Origin of the sequence: Neorhizobium alkalisoli, from assembly GCF_002968635.1 — a bacterium.
Lineage (GTDB): Bacteria > Pseudomonadota > Alphaproteobacteria > Rhizobiales > Rhizobiaceae > Neorhizobium > Neorhizobium alkalisoli.
Genome location: NZ_PVBN01000005.1, coordinates 61,446 through 82,976 on the forward strand (window position 1 = coordinate 61,446; position 21,531 = coordinate 82,976).

General features: G+C 63.6%; 25 protein-coding genes. 10 read left to right on the top strand and 15 right to left on the bottom strand.

Translation table 11 applies throughout. The annotated features are described in order from the left end of the window. Window positions 1-22: 22 nt before the first annotated feature. The 8 genes from C5L13_RS29560 to C5L13_RS12660 form a co-directional block, all read right to left on the bottom strand. Window positions 23-2,452: a relaxase/mobilization nuclease domain-containing protein gene (locus C5L13_RS29560; RefSeq protein ID WP_342588173.1), complete on the bottom strand. Its 2,430-nt coding sequence runs from the start codon at window positions 2,450-2,452 to the stop codon at window positions 23-25. Continuing rightward, complete coding sequence (locus tag C5L13_RS12630) at window positions 2,391-3,314, bottom strand: lytic transglycosylase domain-containing protein (RefSeq protein ID WP_105383651.1); 924 nt, start codon at window positions 3,312-3,314, stop codon at window positions 2,391-2,393. The genes C5L13_RS29560 and C5L13_RS12630 overlap by 62 nt, the downstream gene beginning before the upstream one ends. Window positions 3,315-3,318: 4 nt before the next feature. Next, window positions 3,319-3,654 carry a DUF736 domain-containing protein gene (locus C5L13_RS12635; protein WP_105383652.1) on the bottom strand — a complete coding sequence of 112 codons (336 nt, stop codon included), beginning with the start codon at window positions 3,652-3,654 and terminating at the stop codon, window positions 3,319-3,321. A gap of 37 nt (window positions 3,655-3,691) precedes the next feature. Then, the gene (locus C5L13_RS12640) at window positions 3,692-4,237 is read right to left on the bottom strand and encodes a S26 family signal peptidase (RefSeq protein ID WP_105383653.1); all 546 of its coding nucleotides are present in this window, start codon (window positions 4,235-4,237) and stop codon (window positions 3,692-3,694) included. Continuing rightward, window positions 4,234-4,752 carry a DUF2840 domain-containing protein gene (locus tag C5L13_RS12645; protein WP_105383654.1) on the bottom strand — a complete coding sequence of 173 codons (519 nt, stop codon included), beginning with the start codon at window positions 4,750-4,752 and terminating at the stop codon, window positions 4,234-4,236. Before C5L13_RS12645 ends, C5L13_RS12640 begins: the two co-directional genes overlap by 4 nt. Continuing rightward, window positions 4,749-5,876, bottom strand: coding sequence for a replication initiator protein A (locus C5L13_RS12650; protein WP_105383655.1), 1,128 nt, complete (start codon window positions 5,874-5,876; stop codon window positions 4,749-4,751). Before C5L13_RS12650 ends, C5L13_RS12645 begins: the two co-directional genes overlap by 4 nt. Continuing rightward, window positions 5,877-6,146 (bottom strand): helix-turn-helix transcriptional regulator, encoded by a 270-nt coding sequence (locus tag C5L13_RS12655; protein ID WP_105383656.1) that lies wholly within the window; start codon window positions 6,144-6,146, stop codon window positions 5,877-5,879. Between the two features lie 204 nt (window positions 6,147-6,350). Beyond that, window positions 6,351-6,572, bottom strand: a complete 222-nt coding sequence (locus C5L13_RS12660; RefSeq protein WP_092715099.1) for a helix-turn-helix domain-containing protein — start codon at window positions 6,570-6,572, stop codon at window positions 6,351-6,353. A 132-nt stretch (window positions 6,573-6,704) separates the two neighbouring features. Here C5L13_RS12660 and C5L13_RS12665 point away from each other — a divergent pair, with 132 nt between their 5' ends. Further along, window positions 6,705-7,010: a DNA -binding domain-containing protein gene (locus C5L13_RS12665; RefSeq protein WP_105383657.1), complete on the top strand. Its 306-nt coding sequence runs from the start codon at window positions 6,705-6,707 to the stop codon at window positions 7,008-7,010. 2 nt (window positions 7,011-7,012) lie between these two features. On the opposite strand, the gene C5L13_RS12670 is transcribed toward C5L13_RS12665, so the two are convergent. From C5L13_RS12670 to C5L13_RS12685, 4 genes are all read right to left on the bottom strand, one after another. Then, entirely contained in the window at window positions 7,013-7,492 is a 480-nt protein-coding gene (locus C5L13_RS12670; protein ID WP_105383658.1) for a DUF2285 domain-containing protein, read from the bottom strand. A 100-nt stretch (window positions 7,493-7,592) separates the two neighbouring features. Next, window positions 7,593-7,796, bottom strand: a complete 204-nt coding sequence (locus C5L13_RS12675; RefSeq protein WP_105383659.1) for a transcriptional regulator domain-containing protein — start codon at window positions 7,794-7,796, stop codon at window positions 7,593-7,595. Between the two features lie 309 nt (window positions 7,797-8,105). Beyond that, a complete protein-coding gene (locus C5L13_RS12680) occupies window positions 8,106-8,948 on the bottom strand; it encodes a DUF932 domain-containing protein (protein WP_105383660.1) in 843 nt (280 codons plus the stop codon). Between the two features lie 348 nt (window positions 8,949-9,296). Next, entirely contained in the window at window positions 9,297-9,614 is a 318-nt protein-coding gene (locus C5L13_RS12685; RefSeq protein WP_020011524.1) for a DUF736 domain-containing protein, read from the bottom strand. On the opposite strand from C5L13_RS12685, the gene C5L13_RS12690 reads away from it, so the two are divergent. The 4 genes from C5L13_RS12690 (at window position 9,604) to C5L13_RS12705 (ending at window position 12,052) form a co-directional block, all read left to right on the top strand. Continuing rightward, complete coding sequence (locus C5L13_RS12690) at window positions 9,604-10,194, top strand: hypothetical protein (protein WP_105383661.1); 591 nt, start codon at window positions 9,604-9,606, stop codon at window positions 10,192-10,194. The two genes, C5L13_RS12685 and C5L13_RS12690, sit on opposite strands and share 11 nt — an antisense overlap. 280 nt (window positions 10,195-10,474) lie before the next feature. Then, the gene (locus C5L13_RS12695; RefSeq protein WP_105383662.1) at window positions 10,475-10,849 is read left to right on the top strand and encodes a Rid family hydrolase; all 375 of its coding nucleotides are present in this window, start codon (window positions 10,475-10,477) and stop codon (window positions 10,847-10,849) included. 131 nt (window positions 10,850-10,980) lie between these two features. Then, entirely contained in the window at window positions 10,981-11,328 is a 348-nt protein-coding gene (locus C5L13_RS12700) for a DUF3088 domain-containing protein (protein WP_105383663.1), read from the top strand. 85 nt (window positions 11,329-11,413) lie between these two features. Beyond that, on the top strand, window positions 11,414-12,052 hold the full coding sequence (locus C5L13_RS12705; RefSeq protein WP_105383664.1) for a glutathione S-transferase family protein: 639 nt from the start codon (window positions 11,414-11,416) through the stop codon (window positions 12,050-12,052). Window positions 12,053-12,222: 170 nt separating this feature from the next. Here the strand turns inward: C5L13_RS12705 and C5L13_RS12710 are convergent, their stop codons facing one another. Further along, complete coding sequence (locus C5L13_RS12710) at window positions 12,223-12,627, bottom strand: hypothetical protein (protein ID WP_105383665.1); 405 nt, start codon at window positions 12,625-12,627, stop codon at window positions 12,223-12,225. Between the two features lie 131 nt (window positions 12,628-12,758). After that, window positions 12,759-14,849 carry a ParB/RepB/Spo0J family partition protein gene (locus tag C5L13_RS12715; protein WP_105383666.1) on the bottom strand — a complete coding sequence of 697 codons (2,091 nt, stop codon included), beginning with the start codon at window positions 14,847-14,849 and terminating at the stop codon, window positions 12,759-12,761. 710 nt (window positions 14,850-15,559) lie between these two features. On the opposite strand from C5L13_RS12715, the gene C5L13_RS12720 reads away from it, so the two are divergent. Further along, window positions 15,560-17,047, top strand: coding sequence for a PDDEXK family nuclease (locus C5L13_RS12720; RefSeq protein ID WP_105383667.1), 1,488 nt, complete (start codon window positions 15,560-15,562; stop codon window positions 17,045-17,047). Next, window positions 17,044-17,730: a hypothetical protein gene (locus C5L13_RS12725; protein ID WP_105383668.1), complete on the top strand. Its 687-nt coding sequence runs from the start codon at window positions 17,044-17,046 to the stop codon at window positions 17,728-17,730. The genes C5L13_RS12720 and C5L13_RS12725 overlap by 4 nt, the downstream gene beginning before the upstream one ends. Here the strand turns inward: C5L13_RS12725 and C5L13_RS12730 are convergent. After that, window positions 17,727-18,884, bottom strand: a complete 1,158-nt coding sequence (locus C5L13_RS12730; protein ID WP_105383669.1) for a hypothetical protein — start codon at window positions 18,882-18,884, stop codon at window positions 17,727-17,729. The two genes, C5L13_RS12725 and C5L13_RS12730, sit on opposite strands and share 4 nt — an antisense overlap. 74 nt (window positions 18,885-18,958) lie before the next feature. Between C5L13_RS12730 and C5L13_RS12735 the strand changes: the two genes are divergently transcribed. The 3 genes from C5L13_RS12735 (at window position 18,959) to C5L13_RS12745 (ending at window position 21,443) form a co-directional block, all read left to right on the top strand. Continuing rightward, the gene (locus tag C5L13_RS12735) at window positions 18,959-19,690 is read left to right on the top strand and encodes an AbiV family abortive infection protein (RefSeq protein ID WP_245571243.1); all 732 of its coding nucleotides are present in this window, start codon (window positions 18,959-18,961) and stop codon (window positions 19,688-19,690) included. A gap of 150 nt (window positions 19,691-19,840) precedes the next feature. Further along, complete coding sequence (locus C5L13_RS12740) at window positions 19,841-20,434, top strand: DUF6088 family protein (RefSeq protein WP_105383670.1); 594 nt, start codon at window positions 19,841-19,843, stop codon at window positions 20,432-20,434. Continuing rightward, window positions 20,427-21,443, top strand: a complete 1,017-nt coding sequence (locus C5L13_RS12745) for a nucleotidyl transferase AbiEii/AbiGii toxin family protein (protein WP_105383671.1) — start codon at window positions 20,427-20,429, stop codon at window positions 21,441-21,443. Before C5L13_RS12740 ends, C5L13_RS12745 begins: the two co-directional genes overlap by 8 nt. Window positions 21,444-21,531 lie beyond the last annotated feature (88 nt).

Consider the following 21,531-nt stretch of genomic DNA (forward strand, 5'->3'; position numbering starts at 1 on the left):
AGAAAAGAGATTTCATATACCTTTATAATCCCAATCCCCTCTGCCGCCCCAACTGCCACGACACCGATCCACCTTGCACGACGCCGCTGACCTCGCGGCCGAGCCGGCGGTCAATGACCGGCCGCCACGGGACAAGAGTGAACTCGTGGCTCTGCTCAACGATCGCGAACTTGCCGCTCGATAGCTGCACGGTCCCGGTGAACTTGCCGGAGACGATCTCGCCGTCAGCGGCGGCGCGGAACAGCAGGCCCTTCGTCGCGGCCAACTCGCCGCCGACGCGGGCAACCTCGCGCTCGCGCAGCGTGGCGAGAAGGTTGCGCCGATAGGCGATGCCGCCATTCGGCTGACGGGCGGCGTCGCCCCGGTCGATATGATGCTCGCGGCGCCGGTCCATCGCGTCGCGCACCTCGCGGCCGAAGCCGGTGGGCGCGAGATCCGATGTCTCGGCCGAGACCAGCCGCCGGTCCAACCAGGTCGCACCGTCCGCGCCGATCTGCTGTTCGAGGCGCGCGGTGGCGAGGATGCGGATATTGGCCTGCCGGTTGCGGCCGGCGTCATAGGCGGCGGCGCGGCTCTCAAAGTCCTCGCGGATGCGCCACTGGTCGGCGTCGATCCGCTCGGCGATGCCGGCGCGACGCAACGCCTCCAGCCGGCGGACATGGGCATCGACATAAGCCTCGTAGTCGCCGCCCGGCACGCGGCCCTCGAACCTCACTCGTTCGAGATGGCGGCTCGGCCGATAGACGCCGCCCTCGGCGATGGTCGCAATGGTGCGGTCGGAAGGACGGTTCGCAGTGTCGGCCGGGCCGATCTCGACGACGCTGCCGATCCGGGCGTCCGCGATACGGGCCGGATCGATGCCGGCGACATGGTGCGTGCGGCCGTCGATGCCGTCGACCACGACGGTCAGGTTCTCGCCTAGCTCGTCGGTCAGATATTTGTCGACGACGCGACCGACGATCGGGACTTCCGGCGCGGCAACGTGAATCTGGAAGGTCATGGGGTCGCGCGCCAGCCCGTCGGCCTTCAGTGCCTTGTGCATGTTGCGGATGATGTCGCCGCGCTCGCCCAGCTCGCGCAGCGCCGGTTCCATGCGCTCGCCCAATTGCCAGACGCCCGGCGCGTGCTCGGTGGCGAGGCCCATCTTCTCCAGCTTGGCGAGACGGCGCAGGCGGAGCGTCCGGTTGAACTGGCGCTTCGGATCGGCGGCTTCATGGCGCAGGTCAAGGAAGCGGTCTTGGGCTTCCTCAGTCATCGCGCGGTCGATGCGGGTGAAACGGTCCTGGTCTATTTCGGCCGAGAGCTTGCGGCTCTGCTCGATCTCGGTGACGGGGCCAAGCTCCAGCGTGGTCAGCTCGCTCGCCCGTTCGCGGATGCCGTTGGCGAGGTAGTCGCCATTGATGACAAGGTTTTCGCCCAGCTCGTCCTTGCCGCGCACGATGACATGGACATGCGGATGGCCGGTGTTGTGGTGATTGACCGCAACCCAATCGAGCCGGGTGCCGAGATCGGTTTCGACCTGGCTCATGAGGTCGCGGGTATAGGCCTTGAGGTCGGAGAGGTCCGCGCCATCCTCGGGCGAGACGATGAAGCGGAACTGGTGGCGATCGTCCGCGCCGCGCTCGACGAAGGCCGCGCCGTCGACGCGGTCCTCGGTCGCCGAGTAGAGCTGGCCGCGCTCGCCGTCGCGCGAGGTGCCGTCGCGCTGGATATAGCGCAGATGGGCGGCGGACTTCCCGTTCTTGCCCGCGCCCTGGACGTAGCGGGTTTTGACGACGACACGGCGTTGGCCGGGCGTGCTGTGCTTCCAGCCGCCCGACAAGGTGCGGGCGCGCACGAAGGCGGCGCCGCGCCCGCGCTTCAAGCCCGGCGTGCCGCTCGTCTGCGAAGCCTTGCCGCCCTTGGTGGTTACCTGCGATCGGGAGTGTGACGCCGATGATCGCGACGGGCTGTTGCTCTGCTGGCGCGCAATCTTCTTCGCCTGGGTGAGAAAGCTCTTGGCCTTGCCGAGCTTCGGCGTGTCGGCGCGGATGCGGCCGGGCTTCGGCCGGAAGCGGAATTCGTCGTCGGCGCTCAAGGATGCGCCTCCGGCCCAAAACGCAGGAGAACGCCCGATTTCGGGCAATGGTGCCGGTCGAAACCCTGCAAAGCCAAGGTTTTGCGCCGAGGCGCGGCACGCGGGCTCCAGAAGCAAGGTGCCGGAAACGGCGCTCCAAAACAGTGTGCAGACAAAGGCTTGCCCTGAAACCGCCGCCTCGTGGTGCCGGTTTCCTTTATCTTGCCCTCCGCCTTTTCTGACCTTTCCGCCCTTCCTGCCGGGAATGCAGCCAGGCGCGACCCTACCTGACTGCACACCGGAACCAGCGCAAGCGGACGGGGGAACGCCATCCTCATGGCGCTCTCCCATCATCGGCGCGCGCGACGAATATGCTGCCGTCACGCGGCTCCGCATCACGGCGCTCGCGCACCGGAACGGTTGAGCGAGCGTCGCCTGATGTACCGATAGTCTGCACCGGATCGGCGGTTCGTTTGTCGCTCGGGCGCATGACGAAGAGCGCTGCATCGCGCCAATCGGGAGGCGATCCGGCCTGCTTCTCGGGTGTCCCGGCCGCAACCGCGCCGCCCAGCGCCGGAGCGAGCGCGTCGACATAGGCGCGGGTTTCGGCCGGTAGCGGACGGCCCGTCGCGCGGTGCTCGTCATAGCGGCCGGGACCGGCATTGTAGGCGGCGAGCATCGCCGCGACATTGCCGTAGCGGTCCCACATCTCGCGCAGATAGGCCGTGCCTGCGAGAATATTGTCGCGCGGATCGTAGGGATCGCGGCCGAGGCGATAGCGGGCGCGCAGGCCCGCCCAGGTATCTGGCATGACCTGCATGAGCCCGATCGCGCCGGCCGACGAGATCGCGCGCACGCCGCCCGCGCTCTCGGCGCGCAGCACGGCGCGAATCCAGTGCTCGGGAATGCCGAAGCGCTGCGACGCCTCCGCGATATGACCGCCATGCGGATCGGCGGCGACCGTGCGCGCGACCGGTGCGGACTGTGCCAGCGTCATCGCCGGTCCCGCGCCCAACAGAAGCCCGCAAACGAACAGGAGAACGGCATAGCGTCGAGTCGACCTTTCTCCACCGAACCGCCAGCCTGCCAGCGTGCTCGCTGCGGTCAAGGGTGCGCGCGAAGCGCCGGCCAAAGGCCGCCCTTGACCTTCGCTGCGCGCGCCGGCCGACGTATGGTCGAGCGGGACGAAGGAATGAGACGGCTTTCCCGCGAACAAAGGAATCGAGGCTTTGAGCGCGATGATGACACGGGACCGCATGGCTTCAGTCCCGCTCTTCGCGCGGCTTCGGGCGCGTCCAGTGCAGCGACCATGACGATCCGGCCTCGTCGTCGCGGAACAGGTTCGCGCGGATCGGCTGCGGCAAGGCCGGATCGTCCAGCAGGACGGAGAGATATTCGCCGGCCTTCTCGCCAGTGCGCTTCCATGCCGCGCCGATCTCCGGGCCATCGTCGGCTCCGTGATGGACGCGGTAGTCCGGCGCGTTCTCCGCGTCCGAATGTTCGGCGGGGACGATGGTGATCTCGCGGTAGAGCGTGAGGGTGTGAACGCGCCCGGTGAAGCCGGATTCTTCGCGCGTGAATAGACCGATCTGCGGCATGGGTAGTCTCCTTCGATGGTGGTTGTGGTGGGGGAGTTCAATGCGTCGGCGCGCGCCAGACGAAGCGGCCGTCGCCGTCCTCATCGGTCCAGAGCGGCAGCGCGCGGCCGATGACGGAGCTAGCGGGGATGGGTCCGAAGTAGCGGCCGTCGAGACTGTCGGGGGCGTCCCAATTCATGAAGAAGAGCTGGCCGTCGGCGATGACGCGGCATCCCTGCCAGACGGGCAGCTCTCGCCCGAGACGGTCGCGGGCGAGCGCCGAGCCGATGGCGGTTCCGTCGATCAGAATGTCGCGACCGATGCGGCAGACCTGCTGCCCAGGAAGACCGACGGCGCGCTTCAACAGCGGCACGCCGCGACCGACATAGCGTCGCTCCACCATGAAGCCGGCGAGCGGTTCCGGCGGCCTGACGGCAACCAACTCCGGCACTTCGATCCGGTTGGCAGGTTCGATGGTGTAGAAGCCGACCGGCGCGCTTGCCGTGGCGTTCCAGACGAGCATCAATGGCATATCGGCGGCGCTGGTGACGGCGATGCCGATGACGGCGAGCAGCGCCGCCGCGAGAATGCGGCGGCGGCTCATGGGTCGATCCTCCGGCGACCGATCCACGCCGCATGGCGCTCGGGCGTGTAGGCGCTCGGCTCCAGACCGGCGGAGAGCCGGTTATGGACGTACCGCCAGTGATCGGGCGAAGCGTCGGCTGGATCGAGGCCGAGCGCTTCTACGGCGTCAATGGCGACAAGCGCGCGCTGGACCTTCGGCCAGCCGTCGAGGCGCAAGAGGATGTCGCCGCCAGGCCGGACAAAGGGAAGCGTCTGGAACGGCTCGCCGCGGCGGATGGCGCGCACGACGTCGATGCGCGAGATGATCGTGCCATGCTCGCCTGCGGCCCAGCGGACGAAGGCGAAGATGCTGTCGGGCGCGAAGCCGACGACGCTGCGGCGGCGGTCGAGGATCTGTTCGTAGCTCTTGCGTCCGAACCTGATCCAGTGCTCGACCTTGCGTTTCTCGAAGGTCAGCTCGACCAAGGTAGTGAACGGCGCTGGCCCGTCCGTCAGCGGACGGCCGTGCGCGCGGTGGGAGGCTCTGCCGCTCATGACCGGCCTCCATGGCGATCATCAGCGGCGAGCATGTCGCGCAGCACGTCGGCGATGGATCGGGCGGCACCGGCACCACGCCTCGCGTGCGCGTGCGTCAAAGAAGAAGAGTTAGATTCTCTGTTAGACTCTAAGTTAGCAGTCGGATTCCGCGTTTCGGGCCATAGGCTTAACTGCGGTCCGCGCGCCTGATGTGCCGATATGGCTGCGCCCGATGTGCCGATACCGCGTGCGCCTGATGTGCCGATGGTATTCACACCCTTTTCAACAGGCACTGTGGACAGGATTTCGGGGCGGATGCGCAGCAGTTCGCGGCCATGCTCCCGCTCGATCTCAAGGCGATAGCCGGGGAGAGGCTGGCGAGCCGCGATACGGCGCAGGTCGAGCGCGAAGTCGGAGACGCGGGCGAGACTGCCGGACTTCACATGGAGATGCGCGACCTCGAACAGCCAGCCGTGGCGCTGGTGGCCGGCGTGCTTGCGGGCGACACGATAGAGCCAGCGTTCGATGCCGCCGGTTAGCCGGAAATAGGCCGGGTCGATGGTAAGGACTAGCGAGCGATCGACGACGCTGTTGTAGAACCATTCGGGCAGGACGAATTCCATGCCCTCGACGCGGCCGGTGTGCGTCGTCATCTCTTCCCATTCGTTGATCCAGGAGAATTGCCGACGCCGCCAATGCGGGCCGTTGCGAATCGTGGTGGCGATGACAGTCGATTGCAGGCGCGCGAGCGCGGCCTTCAGCAGCACGTATTGGCGGTTGCCGGTTGGCCGCCCGATGGCACGCAGCAGGTGATAGGGCGTGAAGCGGAAGAAGCGCGAGGTGCGCAGGCCGTCATTCTCGGCCGCCACGATCTGCGAGGCGGCCCATATCAGCACGTCGGCATCCCAGATGGTCGCCATGCCGTGTTCAGGCATGGCGAGCACCTGCACCTCGACATCGGCGGCCTTGTAGAGAATCGGCTTGGTGCGCGGCGTCTTCGCCAGCGAGAAGAAGGGCCGCTCCATCAAATCGCGCTGGTCGCGCGGGGCGGCATCGCCGGTCGCGACCACGAAAGGGTTGAGATGGCTGCGCTCGCTCGCATCGGTCGGCTGCGCGGGTCTATGATCGTCGTCGCGCAGCATTCAGCGTTTGCCCCGCTCTTCGGGCGTCAGCGGACGCGCGGGGAAAACCGTGCCGGCCGTCGTCTCGCGGGTGGATTTGCGGCTGCCGATCTCCGACCAGGATTCGAGGTCTTGGACGGTGTAGAGGACGCGGCCACCGATCTTGCGGTAAGTCGGGCCGGTGCCATAAGTTCGATGCTTCTCAAGGGTACGGATGGAAATGCCGAGGAAGCGGGCGGCTTCCTGCGTACGCAAGAGTCGTGGCGGCAGGCCCGCCAAGGGGTTGGCCATGGGATCACCTCTGGAGTTCGTCGTTGATGCGCGCCGCAGGCAAAGCGGCGGGCTACGGCGAACCATGGCGAGGGATCGGCGGCAGGTAGCGTGCCGCATTTGCGCTCATGCGCTGGCGGCACCCCTCCGGCTGTTGTGGCTGGGATTGTCGTTACGGTCGCTCGGCGGACCTAGCCAGCGACGTTCGGCCCTCTGATCGGCCTGCTATTTTGGCGCGCCGACCTTCTTCAGTAATTCACCGGGCTCGATCTCAAGGGCATCGGCAATCTGGCCAAGGACGGTGACGCTGGCGGATACGTCGCCACGCTCGATCGCGCCGACATAGCGCATACTCAGGCCCGCCCGGTCGGCGAGTTCTTCTTGCGTCAGTTTCTTATCATGACGTGCCCGACGCAGATTCCTCGCCATGACCTCCTTGAGATCCATGGTAGGAGGGGAACCAGCATAGGAACGATCATTCTAGGAACGATCATTCCTATTCGTATCGCGGCATGTTAGTCGTTGAGATTGCCGGACTCTTCGTTGCGTCCGTGTCCTCGATGCAAAAGGACAGAAACAATGCGTGGACGGCCTCAGCTTGATCCAGATGTTGAAGATGAGGCTCCCAGTGGGCCAGATATCACGACCTATGACGAACAGCACTACGTCACCTATCTGCGGCTGTTGGATGCCTGCCGAGACGGCGCGGACTGGCAGGAGGTCGCGCGCATCGTCCTGCACCGCGACCCCATTGCTGAGGAAGCGCGCAGCCGCCGTTGCTGGGAAACCCATCTTGCCCGCGCGCAGTGGCTCTCAGGCTCAGGCTATCGGCGCATTCTGGAACAGGCGGTCGCACTGGCTGCGCGCGGTGGCAGGCAGGCGTAGGCTTATTTGCTCACAGCCTTGATGGGATATTGCAGGAGCAGCCGATAGCCGCCGCGCATCATCTTGATCCCGTGAGCGACGAGGCGACGGGCCTTATTCTTGCGCGGGTCGCCCTCGAAATCCTCTTTAGTGCCGCTGAAACCAAGCAAGACTTCGGCGACGGTGCGGTAGCTTTCGCCGCGCAAGCGCGCGTCCAGCGCACGCAGGGATAGAATGTGCCATTGCCGAAGTTGCTCCGGCAGCGCGCGAAAATCGGGACCGGGCGGTCGGCCTTTGAGGGAGCGCCAAAGCCTCCTGGCGGCGTGAGCCCGCAGGTCGTAGAGGTCATCCATCGGCAGGACTGTTCCATAGAAAGTCGCGGCGTCAGGAACGGCGTGGGGCAACCAGAATTGATGCGTTACGCCGTCGACCAGCCAGATGCCATGCCAGCCATCTGCAGCTTGGCGCAGATCGAGGCCGTCTAGATGCGCCAGCGTGATCATCGGCTCCGTTTCGCTGTCGTGATGCTGCACGGGAGAGAGCCATATGGCTTGCGGTTGAAGGCTTGGGCTCCAGAACAGGGACTGCCGATCCGATGGGGTTTCAGGATCGGTCGGAAAATCGCAGCCCCCAGCGTTGCATGAAGGCTTCCAACCGCTCCGGGTCTGGCTCGTGCGACGCGGTTATGGTTTGAAACTCGCGACGATACTCGTCATCGCGGCGAAGATATTCCCAGGCGAAACCGGCGGCGGGGATGCTCTTGGCAAATCTGTATGCCGCCGGAGAACGCCAGTCGATGCTTAGCATGGCGCTACCTCTCTACACCGGACACGCGTAAAGCAACGCCCGGATAGAGACCTTCGAGCATCGGTTGAAACAACTGTAGCCGCGCTTTCGCGATAAGTAGATCGGCTAACACGATCAATCTCTTGGTTATTTTCTTCTTAACAGTGCTTATGTGTTTCTGCGAGCCGGGCGCAGCCCGGCGAGCGCGGACATGTTCTCGGGCGTGGTCGCCCCGCCGATCCGCAACGCCGGATCGGCGCGATTTTTTCCGCCCCTGTGATCGCCGGGCGAGGCAGAGCCGCCGGGACGGCGGCCCTGTCGGGTTCGGGGTCAAAGCCCCTTCAAGCGCTGCATACCCTCCGCCAGCGTCCAGAGCGCGCGATTGAGGCCGACATTCTGGTCGATGCCGTTGATGGCGCGGGTCTGGGTGCGACGAATGCGGCCGTCTGACGTCTGGCGGCGTCCCCGCAATCCGCCCCGGATGAGATTTTCCTGAATGACGTTGAACGTGCTCCAGACGCTTTGCCCCGCATCCTCGTGCCGGCGGGGCATGATGATCTGGTCCGGCTGAACCGGGCTTTCCTCTTCGCCATAGCGGGCGACAAGGCTGGCCTCGGCCAAAACCCGCTGCTCGTCTCGCGAAAGCCGCGTTTCCTTCATGGTCTCGGCGGCGTCGATGAGGCGCGGGAAATCCTCGGCGACGGTATAGACGCCCTCGATGATCTGATCCTGAATGCCGCCCTTGTGGGGAACGCGGATTTCCTCGAAGCGCTCGCCCGCGATCATGCTGTTGGTGCAGACGAAACGCAGCAACCCCGCGAACATCTGATAAGCGCTCGTCCCGTCATGGCTGTTGACGATGATGACTTCCGCCGCCTCCGGCTTGCCGATCCCGCCATCCCGGCGCAGGCGCAGCATATGCTTGGTGTGGCCGTGGCGGCTTCCATCGCGGGGAACAGACTGCACGGCGAAGAACGGAAACCATCCTTCCCGGCGCAAGCCCTCCACGATGTCAATGGTGGGGACATAGACGTAACGCTCGGAGCGGCTGTCATGCGCCTCGCGGGCGAAGATGGACGGGACGTGCCGGAACAGGGCTTCGTTATCGAGCGGTTCGCGTCCGGTGATCTGATGGGCATTGCGGCCGAACCGGGTGGCGAGCTGGTGATACATGGTCTTTCCTTCCGTGGGTCTGGGTTGGAGCGCAGCGCTGCGCTGCAACCCTGGCCGTCGCCGAGACCGGGGTAGAAAGGTGCAAGGGCGGCCGGGCCGGAGGGGGATCACCCGGCCTGCACGGAACGGAGGAACGACGTGGAGGAAGGCTGGGGAGACCGGCCCGGTCGAGCGTCAGCGATCCCTTGCGCCGCGCGAGGGCAGCGCCCTTAGCCAGACTGTCGGCTGAAGCGCAGGCGCAAGCCGGGGAGAAGATCCGATCGGGATGCCGATCTCCTTGTTCCTTGAAGGCGGCGAGCATGAGCATAGAGAAGCCCCGCTCTCGGCGGGGCTTCTGAAACGCTGGCCTCAGTCGCCGTTGCGGCGGGACCAGATGAGGTTGTGACCGCTGCCGTCCTCGGCTTCGACCAGGCTGGCGTAGATCGGGGCCGGGAAGCTCGGATCGTCCAGCTTGACGGAGAGGTATTCGCGTTGCGTTTCGCGGGCGGTCTTCTTCCAGGCCGCGCCGAACTCGGTCGCGCCGGCGAAGATGCGAAAGTCCGGGCCGCGCTCGCTTTCGCCCTCCGAGGGGACGAACTTGGCCTTGACGTTGAGGGTCAGGGTCTTGACCGCGCCGGTGAAGCCCGCGCCGTTTTCGTTCTTGGTAAAGGTGCCGATGGTCGCCATTGTCGTGTTCCTTTTCCTGTCGGGCCGCAACATTACGACCTCGATGGGGGGCGTGAGACCGGGGACGATCGGCCCGCACTCACAGGGCTGGAACGAAGTGGAAGGCGGCCGGCGACGGCTTTTTTGCTTCGCGATGCAAGCCGAAGGCGGCGGAAAAAAGCTGGTGACGGACGTTGCGGGAGACGAGCGAGGCGAAGCCAGTCTTCGGTCAGACCCATGCCAATCGAGATCGCGGATGGAGCGCCCGTTTCAGGAGATCGGCGGAATACGGCACTGGTGGCGGCCTCTCGCACATCGGCGCTCGAGAGCGGAAACGGCGCGGCTCAGCAAGGTCGATGGCGCCGGCAACCTGATCCTCGCCGCCACGGCCATGCTCCGGGCCTGGGCGAGAGAGATGGACACGCGGTCCTGTTCCCGCACCATCGCGCGACGATCCACGGACGACGCTGCCGAATTTCCCCGCACACCGCCGCCTGGATGGTCCCAGCTCGAATGGGCGCTCCGCGCCTTCCGGCCTTTCTTTGTCACCGGGCAGGGTTCGAGCGCAGCAGCCCGACTCTTGTTGGCGTCAATGCGTTGACGATTGGGACCGGCCCCTCGGAATCCTCGCCGCTGTGGGCCGTTCCCGAAATGGCCGCCGCCGCATCTCGCGTCAGCGATTGAAGCCGTATGGTGGAAACGCGCCATTGGCGTGGTTCCGGCGCAGCCAAAAGCGCGGCCCGAAGGGGACGCCACAATGTTTTCTGCGAGAATCTTGCGCCTATGAGCCGTCGCAAAAATTGGTATTCTGCGACGCAGCATAAATCAGACGCGAAAGTCTCGATTTAATTTGGAATTCGCGACAACAGGGCCGAGAGAGCATGAGAAAAAACATATCATCAGGCTATTCCTACGAGGATACTTACGGCTACTCCCGCGCGGTCAGGGTTGGCGATCAGGTGTTCGTTTCCGGCACGACGGCCCGCCCGCCCCATCTCGACGGGAACGCCTATGTGCAGGCGCGGGCAGTACTAGAGACGATAGCGCACGCTCTTTCCGAGGCTGGCGCAGACCTTCGCCATGTGGTGCGGACGGTGGCCTATGTGCGCGATATGGCCGATGCGTCCCTAATTGCCCGCGCCCATTCCGAGAGCTTCGATAGTGTCAGGCCAGCGAGCACCATCGTAGAGGTTTCAGGTCTTACGCCTGCTGAGGCGCGAGTTGAGATCGAAGTCACCGCGATCATCGTGGAATAGCTGTCGCGCAAATCCCACAGATCGTCTGAAAACTCCCATCAGGAACCACGCTAAGGGTTTTGGGACGATCTGTCTGACTTTTATGCGCATTTTTGGTATTTCTATCCCAATATACCAATCAGGGATGAAAGATGACCCGCGACAAGCTCTTTTTATTGCGTCCGGATTTTGAAGACCCGGCCTATCCGGGCCAGCGGTTCTATTGCTGGCACTGTGCTCTCATGGAAGGCGTACTAGCCTCATTTCCGGCGCTGGCAAGTCGGCTCGACGTAGAACGAATCGAGTGGCCCCGGCCGAGGCTTCCGATCATTGCGCTTGTAGGGGAAGAAAACCAGTCTCTCCCGTTGTTGGTGCTGGCGAATGGGGTAACGTCACCCCATCAAACGGGCACGTATCAGGGCCGGGGGGTCATTTCGGAGAAGGACAAGATTCTCGCTGCTTTGTCAGAGCGGCATGGTTTTCCTTTGCCGCATCCGTAGGCAGTCGCGCAGCTCCTGAAGCCCGCTATGTTGCATGTTTTGGGACTTCTGCGAAAAGGTGAATTTCAGATAAGGTATATCCACCATGATCTATACCCTCCATGCCGCGCCCGGATCGTGCTCCTTAGCTCCTCATATCGTGCTCGAAGAAATCGGTGTGCCCTATCACCTCGCTCTAATCTCAACGGACAAGGGTGACGCGCGAACGGAGGAGTTTCGGAGGTTCAATCCAAAAGGTAGGATTCCGGTCTTGACGGGGAAAAACTTCTTCCTCACGGAAGCGCCTGCCATCCTGCTCCATCTTGCCCAAACAAGCCCTACATCAAACTTGTTAGAGTCGGGCCAGGAGAGTTTTATTAGAGCTGTAGAGTGGTTCAACTGGCTGTCCGGCACTGTACATGCCGTGGCTGTGAGAATGATCTGGAGGTCTGAGTATTTTCTTGACGATGCTTCATATCACCCCGCGATTGTGGCCAAGGGCCACGAGCACCTTATGGCAGCTTTTTCCCTCATCGAAGCCAAGATGAAAGACCGGCCTTGGACGTTGGGAAGCCGATATTCGGTGGTCGATCCGTATTTGCTGGTTTTCAATCGATGGGGAAACCGGATGAAGATTGATATGCAGCGGGACTATCCAGCCTGGACAGACCACGCGAAGCGGCTGGCTGACAGGAAAGCCGTTCAAGCCGCACTTTCCCAAGAAGGTATCGCCTTATGGGAGTAACGTGACTGACGCCAGACGCCCTACTGTCGCGAAAATCCTGATTTTTTAGCAAGTGCGGCGGCCGGTTGAAATTGCTTGGCAATTCCTGCCGCAAAACTCCCTTGCGAAAATCGGAGTTTCCCGACCGACTTTGCGACATCACACATTTTTTTTGTTGGCCAGCGCCAGCATCAGGCGGTTGGCGTCGCCAACCGCATCAGTGCTGAGACGAAGGCGAACGCCCCGCCGATGATGCAGCAGATTTGCCGCCGGGTTTCGGACGGCATGGCTCCCTTGGTGACGCCGTGGACAAGCGCATATCCGGCGAGGGCTGCGGGCGCTGCGAAGACCAGTACCACGATCAGGCGCAGGATCGGCGAGCGCAGCGTTTCGAACAACAGCGCCAGAATGCCGACGGCGGCGACGGCGGCGGCGAAGCCGACAAGGCCCGCGCCGATGAAGCCGGAGCCGGTCTGATAGGCGAACTGCGCGGCGGTGACGCCGAGCATGAACGGCAAGGCATAGACGGCGAGCGTATAGGCCAGGACGCAAAGTCCGGCGATTAGCACACCGCTCATCAGCATGACGGCAATCAAGGCGTTCCTCCTTCACGGTCGTTGCGACCGTGGCGATGGTCGAGGTGATCGGGCCGCGCAGTCGCGCGGCCCGCGATTTTTCGGGATGGAAAAATAACCGGGATTGCTGATGCGACCCCGGCCTGCTTTCCTCATTCCGCAGCGATGGCGAAATGGTCATCGTGGGTTTCCTGCGAGGGGGCGGGCTCGACAGTATCGGCGGCGAAGGTCTCGACCTGCTGGTCGAGCCATGCCGGGCGCTCGGTGCGCAGCACGGGCGGAAGCCAGCCGGTTCCAGCCAGAAGCTGTTCGGCGGCTTCCGCCATCTCCACCTTTTTCTTGTCCGCGATCCGCTCCGCCGCCTCTTCGCCAAGGGCCTCGCGGACGGCGGCGAAGATATGCGCCTTGGTGACGCGCCCGAGATAGGTCCGCACGGTGGGCGTCCAGTGTGCCGTCATGTCGAGCGTCACCGCCGTCGCCAGCTTCTCGGCTGTTTCATGAGCGCGGCGCTTATTGCTTTCCCATGGCAGCTTCACCGCGTTGACGGTGAGCGAGGCGCAATGAGCGAGCAAGACCATCAAGCTCGCATGATCCAGACCGGCGACGAAGCCCCAGAGGTCGGCCACATCGCGCGGCATGTCCGCTGCCCATCCCGCATGACGGTCATCCAGCATCTTCGCCGCCGCCGTGTCCTCGATGCCGTCCGCGTGGGCCGCGAGATAGTTGCTGGTCGGACGGATTTCGAGGCAATGCACATCCACGCCGCCGCGATAGAAGGTCTGCGCGGCCAGCGTATGGATGACGGCGATGAGCGCCATATCCGGCTGCTCGCCAAGAGCAAGGCGCAGGCCAAGGGTGCGATGCGCGGTCAGGTCGCGGATGAGCGCGTCCGACAGCGGCTTGCCTGCATCGCCGGCATCCTTTTCCAGCTCCGGCGCGGTTTCGGGCAGGTCGCCGCCTTCGCCGTCCCTGTCGAGGATTTCGCCGTCCGCGTTGACGCGCACGCCGTCGATGACGGTTTCGCCGTCCTCGACGGTTTCCGCTTCCGGCTCCGGTGCCTCGTCCTCGGCACGGATGAAGCCGCGTTCGATCCGAACATCGCCATTATGGCCGACGACGACGAACGCACCGCCGCGCGCGATCTCGTCGGGATCGTAGGCATGGCGCTTGGCGTCGATCCGCTCGATCTCGGCTTCAAGCTCCGCAAGGCGCGCATCCACCTCGGGCGGGAGGTCGATATCGGCGTCCTCCCATTCCGCCGTCAGGCGCTCAAGCTCGTCCTGCGCGGCGTCGTACGCGGCGGCATCTTCCGCCGAAAGCTCTACCGAATGCGAATAGACGCGGCGCATCCCGTGCGCATGGGGAAAGTCCAAATAGGCGGCGGTCCACTTCCACCCTTCGGCCTCCCGCACCTCGGCGGCGATCCGTTCCAGCTTCTCGACGGCAAGCCGGTCCAGCAAGGCGGGGTCTTCAAAGAACCCGCCGCGATCGTCGGTGAACAGGTCGCGGATGATGTTGCCGCCCGCTTCGGTATAGGCTTGCGCGCCGACGAAGACCGCGCAGCGATCCGTCGCCGCGACGCTCATCTTGGTCAGGTCGCGCCGGATGATGGACGGATCGCGGTTATAGGACAGGTTCTCATAAACGTGTTCCTGCCGCGCGTGATCGTCGGTGATGGCGAAGGCCATCAACTGGTCCAAGGTCAGGTCGCCGTCGCGATAGACCTGCAACAGTTTCGGGCTGACAGCGCCGAGCCGCATCCGCTGCTTCACGACATGGGTGGTCACGCCGAACCGGGCGGCGATTCCCTCCGCGCCCCATCCACGATCCTCCGAAAGCTCGCGGAAGCGCTCGAACTGGTCGGCAGGGTGCAGGTCTTCGCGGGTCACGTTCTCGTCGAGGCTGATTTCCGCCGCGTCGTTCGCCGTGTCGATGACGCAGCGGATGGGTTCGGTCTTTTTGATCTCCTTGCGCTTCACACGCAGCATCTGCGCCTGCCTGCGGCCTTCCCCGATGCTGACGAGATAGAAGCCGGTCGGCACGCCGTCCGCGTCCGCTTCCGGCTCCACCACCAGATTTTGCAGGATGCCCTTGGCGGCGATGCTCGCGGCCTTCGCCTCGATAGACACCTCGCTGTGCGGGGTCTTGCGGGCATTCTTCGGGTGCTTCTTGAGCTTGTTGAGCGGGATGAAGACGGTCGTGCCGTTTTCGACGGTCGGGGCGTTGGTTTCGGTCGTGGTCATGGTCTTTCTCCTATGGGCTTGGGTTGGAGCGCAGCGCTGCGCTGCAACCCTGGCCGTCGCCGAGACCGGGGGGTGCAAGGTGCAAGGGCGGCCGGGACGGAGGGGGATCACCCGGCCTGCACAAGCAGATCAAAGCCATGGGCGAGAGTGAGAAGCACGCATCCGCGCGGAAGGCTGGGGAGACCGTCCCGGTCGAGCGCCAGCGATCCCTTGCGCCGCGCCAGGGGGCAGAGCCCCCAAGCAACCGGCCCGGTCAAAGCGAAGCGGCGGCCGGGCGTAACGATCAGGATATGGAGCCCCAGAAGGCTTGAGCCAGTAGCATCCTGATCGCCGCGTTCTCGCTAGGAGAGGGGGCGTTGCGGGGGTCTCCCCGCAGAAGGGGTCGACCGAGACGAAAGGCTCGGGCGCAGGGGAAGGCGTTCCCCTCCCGTGAAATCGGTCCGCAGCGGTCTCGAATTTCAGCCTGGCCCAACGTACCTTACAGCGCATGTGCAACGACTATCAGTTACATGTCAGGTGGGAAGAATACTGCGAGGTGCTGCAAGCCCTGGAGCTTGGCGTGCAGACACAGCGGGGCGAATTTTCGCGCTTCGTCACTGACGGAACGCTGGTCGAAACCATCAGGCCGGGCCGCAATGGTTAGCGGTGGTGCTGGCGGCGCCACGCGCACGATATCGGGAGCTGAGGCGAAGGCCCTTATTGAGAGCCAGTTGGCCGCGCACGGCAACGGCGTGCTCTCCGTCCTTGCGCAGTATCGGCGCGAGGACGCGGTGGCTGCGTGGCATGAGACGATCCGAGCGGTTGAGGAGTTCATCAACCTGCCGAAATTCGGGATTGCGGATGATCAGCTTCGGATCTGGTTGTGCGCGATACGATTGGATGGTCCGTTCGTTTCGAATCCGGGTCCGACATGGCTGGCGGTGCGTCGGGCGCTCGCGCCCCATCTCGAGCCGTCGGTGATTGCTCGGTTCACGCGGACCATGCTGTACGCGGGCGCGATGGGTGTGGCCTTCGCCATGCATGGCCAAGACGCCCGCAGCGCTCAGATCACGCTCGACACGATCGGCGGCGCAGTCGACTATTTTCAGTCGCGGCGACGGCACTTCGTCTCGCTGCTCTACACCATGCCCTATGCATGCTCCGGTTCGGGGGTTCTTGAGCGACACGACGCGCTCGCGGTGTTGTTGCCGCAGGTCGAGCATAGCTGCGTCGCGATCACCGGCTTTCACCAGAAACTCGCGCTTCTCGATACGCTGCCGGATTTCCATTTGGAGATTGACAGCATCGGCGCGATGGCGAGCCACGGCTTCGAGACCTTGGACGACTATTTTCTCGAACCGGAGCGTGCGTCGATCCATGTGATGGCTGAGCTGCGCGGTGATCAATTCATGATGCCTGCCATGGAGGAGCTGGATCGAACGAAGATTTTTTCAGCGGCCGAACTGCGGAACGGAGTGAGGCTGATCGGTGCGACCTACGAGGCATTCGGCCTCAAGGACTCCGACTTTTCCGCTATGGGCCTGCTGGTGATCGCCTTCGCGCGCCATTGCCGCGACGACTATTACGTCGAGATCGAGAAAGAGAAATTTCGCTCGATGCTGCGTGCGCAGTCCGAGCTGGACCCCGCCGAGCTTGAGACGCTCCTCGTCAACAAGCCCTCGGACTACGCGACGAACACCAATGCCTACCAGCCATTCCTCGACCTGGGGGATCGGGTCGTCTCGAACGTCAACCTTCTGTCGCGCTTTCTCTACGCGTTCAAGAATGTCCACCTCGGCAGCCGCCGGCGCTTTCAGATCCACGCGGGCTTCATTTTCGAAGACATGGTGAAACGCGATCTTGAGCGCATGGGATTCACCGTCACAAACATCAAACGGATCAATCGAAAGGAGTTCGACGTCGTCGCCACGCGCGGCGGTGTCATCTTCAATATCCAGTGCAAGAATAACTGGATTGATCTTTCCAAGATTGAGGCTGAGCGCGCGCTGTTCGTCCGATATAACCGATCCCTGACGAACTACTATGCGCGCGCGCTGAAGAAGGAGCGGGGTCGCGAGCATCTGCTCAAGCAGGAACTAGGGATGGACAAGGTGGTGCATTACGTGGTCAGCCGATTTCCGGTGATCGGCGCCGACCCGGCGGTGATCAACTATAATCAGATCGATCGGCTTCGTTTCGCCGGCCAGGCGGGCGCGTGACCAATCCTGCGGATATTCGCGATCTGCTCTTGCGGTTCACGGGCCCCGACCTGACGCAGACGCTTGCGCGGATCGAGAGCGCGGTGCGCGGCGTGGCGGCGAAGGATTGCGCAAGCTTTCTTGAGGGCGCTGGCGTGGGTCGGGAGGCGTTGGCCGCGGCGGCCGAAATGAAGCGCCTGGCCGGGCAGATCAATGTGACGATCCATGCGCTCGGCATCCTGCTGTGCCTTCCGCACATCCTCGAACCAGAGGAGCGGGTCGAATGTGTGTCGCTCGGTGCCGGCAATACCGGGCGCGAGTTCGACCTGGAGACCAACCTGCGGGTCGCTGAGTTCAAATTCATTCGATGGCGGGGCGGCGCGGAATCGATCCGGCAGAATTCCGTCTTCAAGGATTATCTGCTGCTGGCGGAGCATCTGACGGCGAAGCGAAAATATCTCTATCTGCTCGGCACCGAACACGCGCTCAAATTCCTGCGGGGCGGTCGCGCCCTATCGAGCGTGTTGAGCCGGAATGACAAGTTGCAGAAGATATTCGCGGACCGCTTCGGCGAGGCGTTTCGGACGGTCGGGGAGTATTACGCCGTCCATGCCGGCGCGGTCCAGATCGAGGACGTATCGCCGTGGCTTTCGGAGCTGGCGGAAGAGTTGATCGCGGAGCCCGACGCTGGCCCCGTCGACTAGGGAGCAGGGCGAGTGACGCGTGCGCGTCGCGCGGCGCGGCCCGCTGGTGGGCGCGTCGCGGTCAGGAGCGCTTCCTCCGCGGATTTCTGCGCTCCCATGAAGTCCATGCGATCGGCGATATAGGCACCGAACGCGGGAGCGTCTTTGGCCGATGGCATCGTGACGCCGTATGTGAGCGGAAGGAATGCTGTCAGCGCGATACGGTAGAGCGGCGCGGCATATTCGAAAATCGTCCGCTGCGGCGTGGTGAGGAATAGATTGCTGCGCTCGACAGGATTGCCGTGCAGAAAGTCGTTTCTGCATTCGTAAAGCACCTGATAGAGCCAAGATGCCAAGGTGCGCTTTACCTTGGTCTTGCCGCCCGTGTCGTGCGCGAGCTGGCCGATTTCCGAGTTTGCCCAAAGCGTCCGCTCGATCATCTCGAACACCTTGTCCCGGTTAGCCTGACCGCTTCCGCCAGGATGTACGAGAATTTCGAAAGCGCTGACCCAGAGCGAGACGACCCGCCCGACGTCGTAGAAGGTCGTGTCCGTCCCGGCCGGCAGGAGCGAGGCGTTATACGCCATGTTGAGCGAGCGCATCAGCGCAACGTCCTCCCAGGCGGGCTCTGCAGCTTCATAGCGTCGACGCCAGCGCAACATAAGCGCGGAAAGGAGCGGCTGGTCGATGTCGCTCTCGCCGAGCGAGGTGCGGAACAGGGCCGGCGTCGATTGGCCCTTGAAGCGAGAGAGCTCATGCGTGCCGAGAATCGCCGGCGTGCTGCCGATCACATCCTCGTAGTGTCGGTCGAGCATCCAGGGGTAGATCGCGAATGCCTCGCCGAAAAGCACACGATGTCCGCGCGGATGCCGGAGCTCCAGCGCCCGGCTGTGCGTGACCGCGGAGAGCGCGATGAGGTCGCGGAAACTCGCCAGCGCCGTGACGTCGCGAAAGATCGGTGGCGCGCCCGTGTCCAGGATCAGGACCGAGGGTTCGAACTTCTGTCCGAAATTGTCGGCGAAACGGTTGAGGAAGCGCCTAAACGTCGGATGCGTCCGCTTGAGGGCCGCAACGCGGCGGTCGTGCGCGGGCGCGAGCGCCGCGATGTCGCAGCCGATCGCAGCTTCCAACGGAATATTCGGCAGGACGAATACCGGCGTCCAATCGACAGTCATGTGCTATTCCTGTTTCGACGGGCAAGCGTCTGCAGTGGTTGAAGTATTTCTGCTTACAATATGCTGGAACAACAATGAACGATATCGAACGAGAAGGCAGGGGAGAGATGGCTGCGAAGCCCGATCAGGCGCCTTTGGAGGTTCTCGTCCGCGGAGCCGAGAAGACATTTGATAACGCGGAGCGCCTCTTTCATGAGGCGGAGCTTCTGGCGAAGGGCGGCGCGATGGCACGTGCACTTTGCCTCCACCAGATCTCCCTTGAGGAATGCTCGAAGGTCAACAACTTGGGCGCCTGGGCGGTCAGCCTGGTTCTGGGGTTTGAAGTCGATCAAAAGAAGGTCCTTGCCGCCTTCGGGCGTCACGCCGCCAAGAACAAATCCAATGCGTACATGCTGAAGGGCTCTGAGGCAGAAACAGATGCGAAAGCCCGCGGCGATTGGGACGCTGCCATGGAAGCATTCCGGCAGACCCAGAACGAATTTCACGAGACATCAAACCGCGCCAAAAACGCCTCGCTGTACGTGGATTGGGTCGACGGCGAATTCGTCGCGCCAAGCGAGCGCATTACCAATGAGATGCTGGTCGAGATTACGGAGCGAAATGCCGAATTTCTCGGCTATGCCCACAACGGACTGAAGATGCTCAGGCGGCTGGAAAAGGCGCCGGATGCAATGAAAGGCCTGCTCTCGGGTTTCGTCGAACAGGCGGAAAAGCTCCGCGAAGAGAAGCCAGACGACTTTATGGGGGCGATGGAGACATTGCTGTCGGGCTTTCTCGAAGAAGGAAAACAGAAGCTGAAGGGTTGAGCTTCACGTCGGTCGACTTCGTCGTCGGACTGGGGGGCCTTGCCCATGGCCTGAACAGGCCCGGAGCCGTGGGTTTGACACCCCTCGTCCTGGTCGGCCCACCTTGAAAACTGTCAGAAAACCGCGTATATTTCTGACAGGAGAATAGCCATGCAACGGTTAACCGAACAGATTCTTGCGCATGCCGAAGGGTTGCCGGAAGGTACGCCCGTGGCGGCTAAGAGCTTGCTGCACCTCGGTAATCGCGCTGCGGTGGATCAGGCCTTGTCGCGCTTGACCGAACGGGGGCAGCTGATCCGGGCCGGTCGCGGCGTCTATCTGCGTCCCATCACGAACCGGTTCGGTACGAGGGCTCCCTCCGTTGAACAGGCGGTCGAGGCCCTCGCCAGCCAGCGCGGTGAAGTCATTGTTCCGAGCGGGGCGGCGGCGGCCAACACCCTCGGCCTCACGACACAGGTGCCGGTTCGGTCGGTCTATCTGACCTCCGGCCGCAGCCGAACGATGAACCTCGGCAAGCAGGTCGTCGAACTTCGTCACGCTCCGCGCTGGCAACTTGCCCTGGCTCATAAGCCGGCTGGCCAGGCGGTGCGAGCGCTTGCCTGGCTTGGGCCGGACAAGGCGGAAGCCGCCCTGAAAACATTGAAGCGGAAGCTCCCGCCGGCCACCTTCAGCGAACTCGTGGCGGCGGCGCCGCAGCTTCCGACCTGGCTCGCGCGCAGCGTGGGAAAGGCGGCGCATGGCTGACACCTTTCTCCGCCTTCCGGTCGTCGATCGCCGCGAGGCGCTGAGCGTTGCGGCCGACAAGTCCGGACGACCAGCGCACCTTCTCGAGAAGGATGTATGGGTGGTGTGGGCGCTCGCCACTCTCTACGGATCGGCGCTCGGCGAGCATCTAGTGTTCAAGGGCGGCACGTCTCTGTCGAAGGCCTATGGGGTCATCCGGCGGTTTTCCGAGGACGTCGACCTGACCTACGACATCCGGGCGATCGCGCCCGACCTCGTGGACGGCGACGGTGAGGCGTTGCCGAAAACACGAAGCGAGGAGAAGCGCTGGTCGAGCGAGGTGCGTAAGCGCTTGCCGGAGTGGGTGGCGGGGACTGCACAGCCGGTCATCGCGGACGCATTGGCCGCGGAGACGTTGGCCGCCACGATCCGCGTCGAGGGCGAGAAGCTGTTCATCGACTACGAACCCACTGCGGCAGGCTCCGGTTACGTAGCGCCGAGCGTGATGCTAGAGTTCGGGGCGCGATCGACGGGCGAGCCGGCAAGTCTGCGGGATATCGCCTGCGACGCATCGGGCCTGGTCGAAGGCGTGGTGTTTCCAACGGCCCGGCCCCGCGTGATGCACGCCGAGCGAACCTTCTGGGAAAAGGCGACGGCGATCCACGTCTTCTGCCTGCAGGAGCGGCTCCGCGGAGATCGCTTCGCACGTCACTGGCACGATGTCGTGCGGTTGGATGAAGCCGGTCTGGCGGAGGCGGCTTTCGCGGATCGCGAGCTGGCGAACGCTGTCGCGCGCCACAAAACCATGTTCTTCGCCGAGAAGGCGTCCGATCGAACACCTATCGATTACGCGGCGGCGGTTGATGGTGGCCTGCGGCTTGTGCCCGCAGGAGAGGGCCTGAAGGCGTTGGAGGAGGACTATGCCCGCATGGTCGACGATGGGCTTCTGTTGGAAGACGCCGAACCTTTCGGGGCGCTCATGGAGCGTTGCGCGGACATTGCAGTTCGAGCAAATGGCACAGCCAAATAAGGACTTTTTTTGGGGGGATGTTGATGAGTAAGAATTTAACACGCACCACGCGGTTAGCGCTCGAATTAATGAGGCGATGTGTACGCCA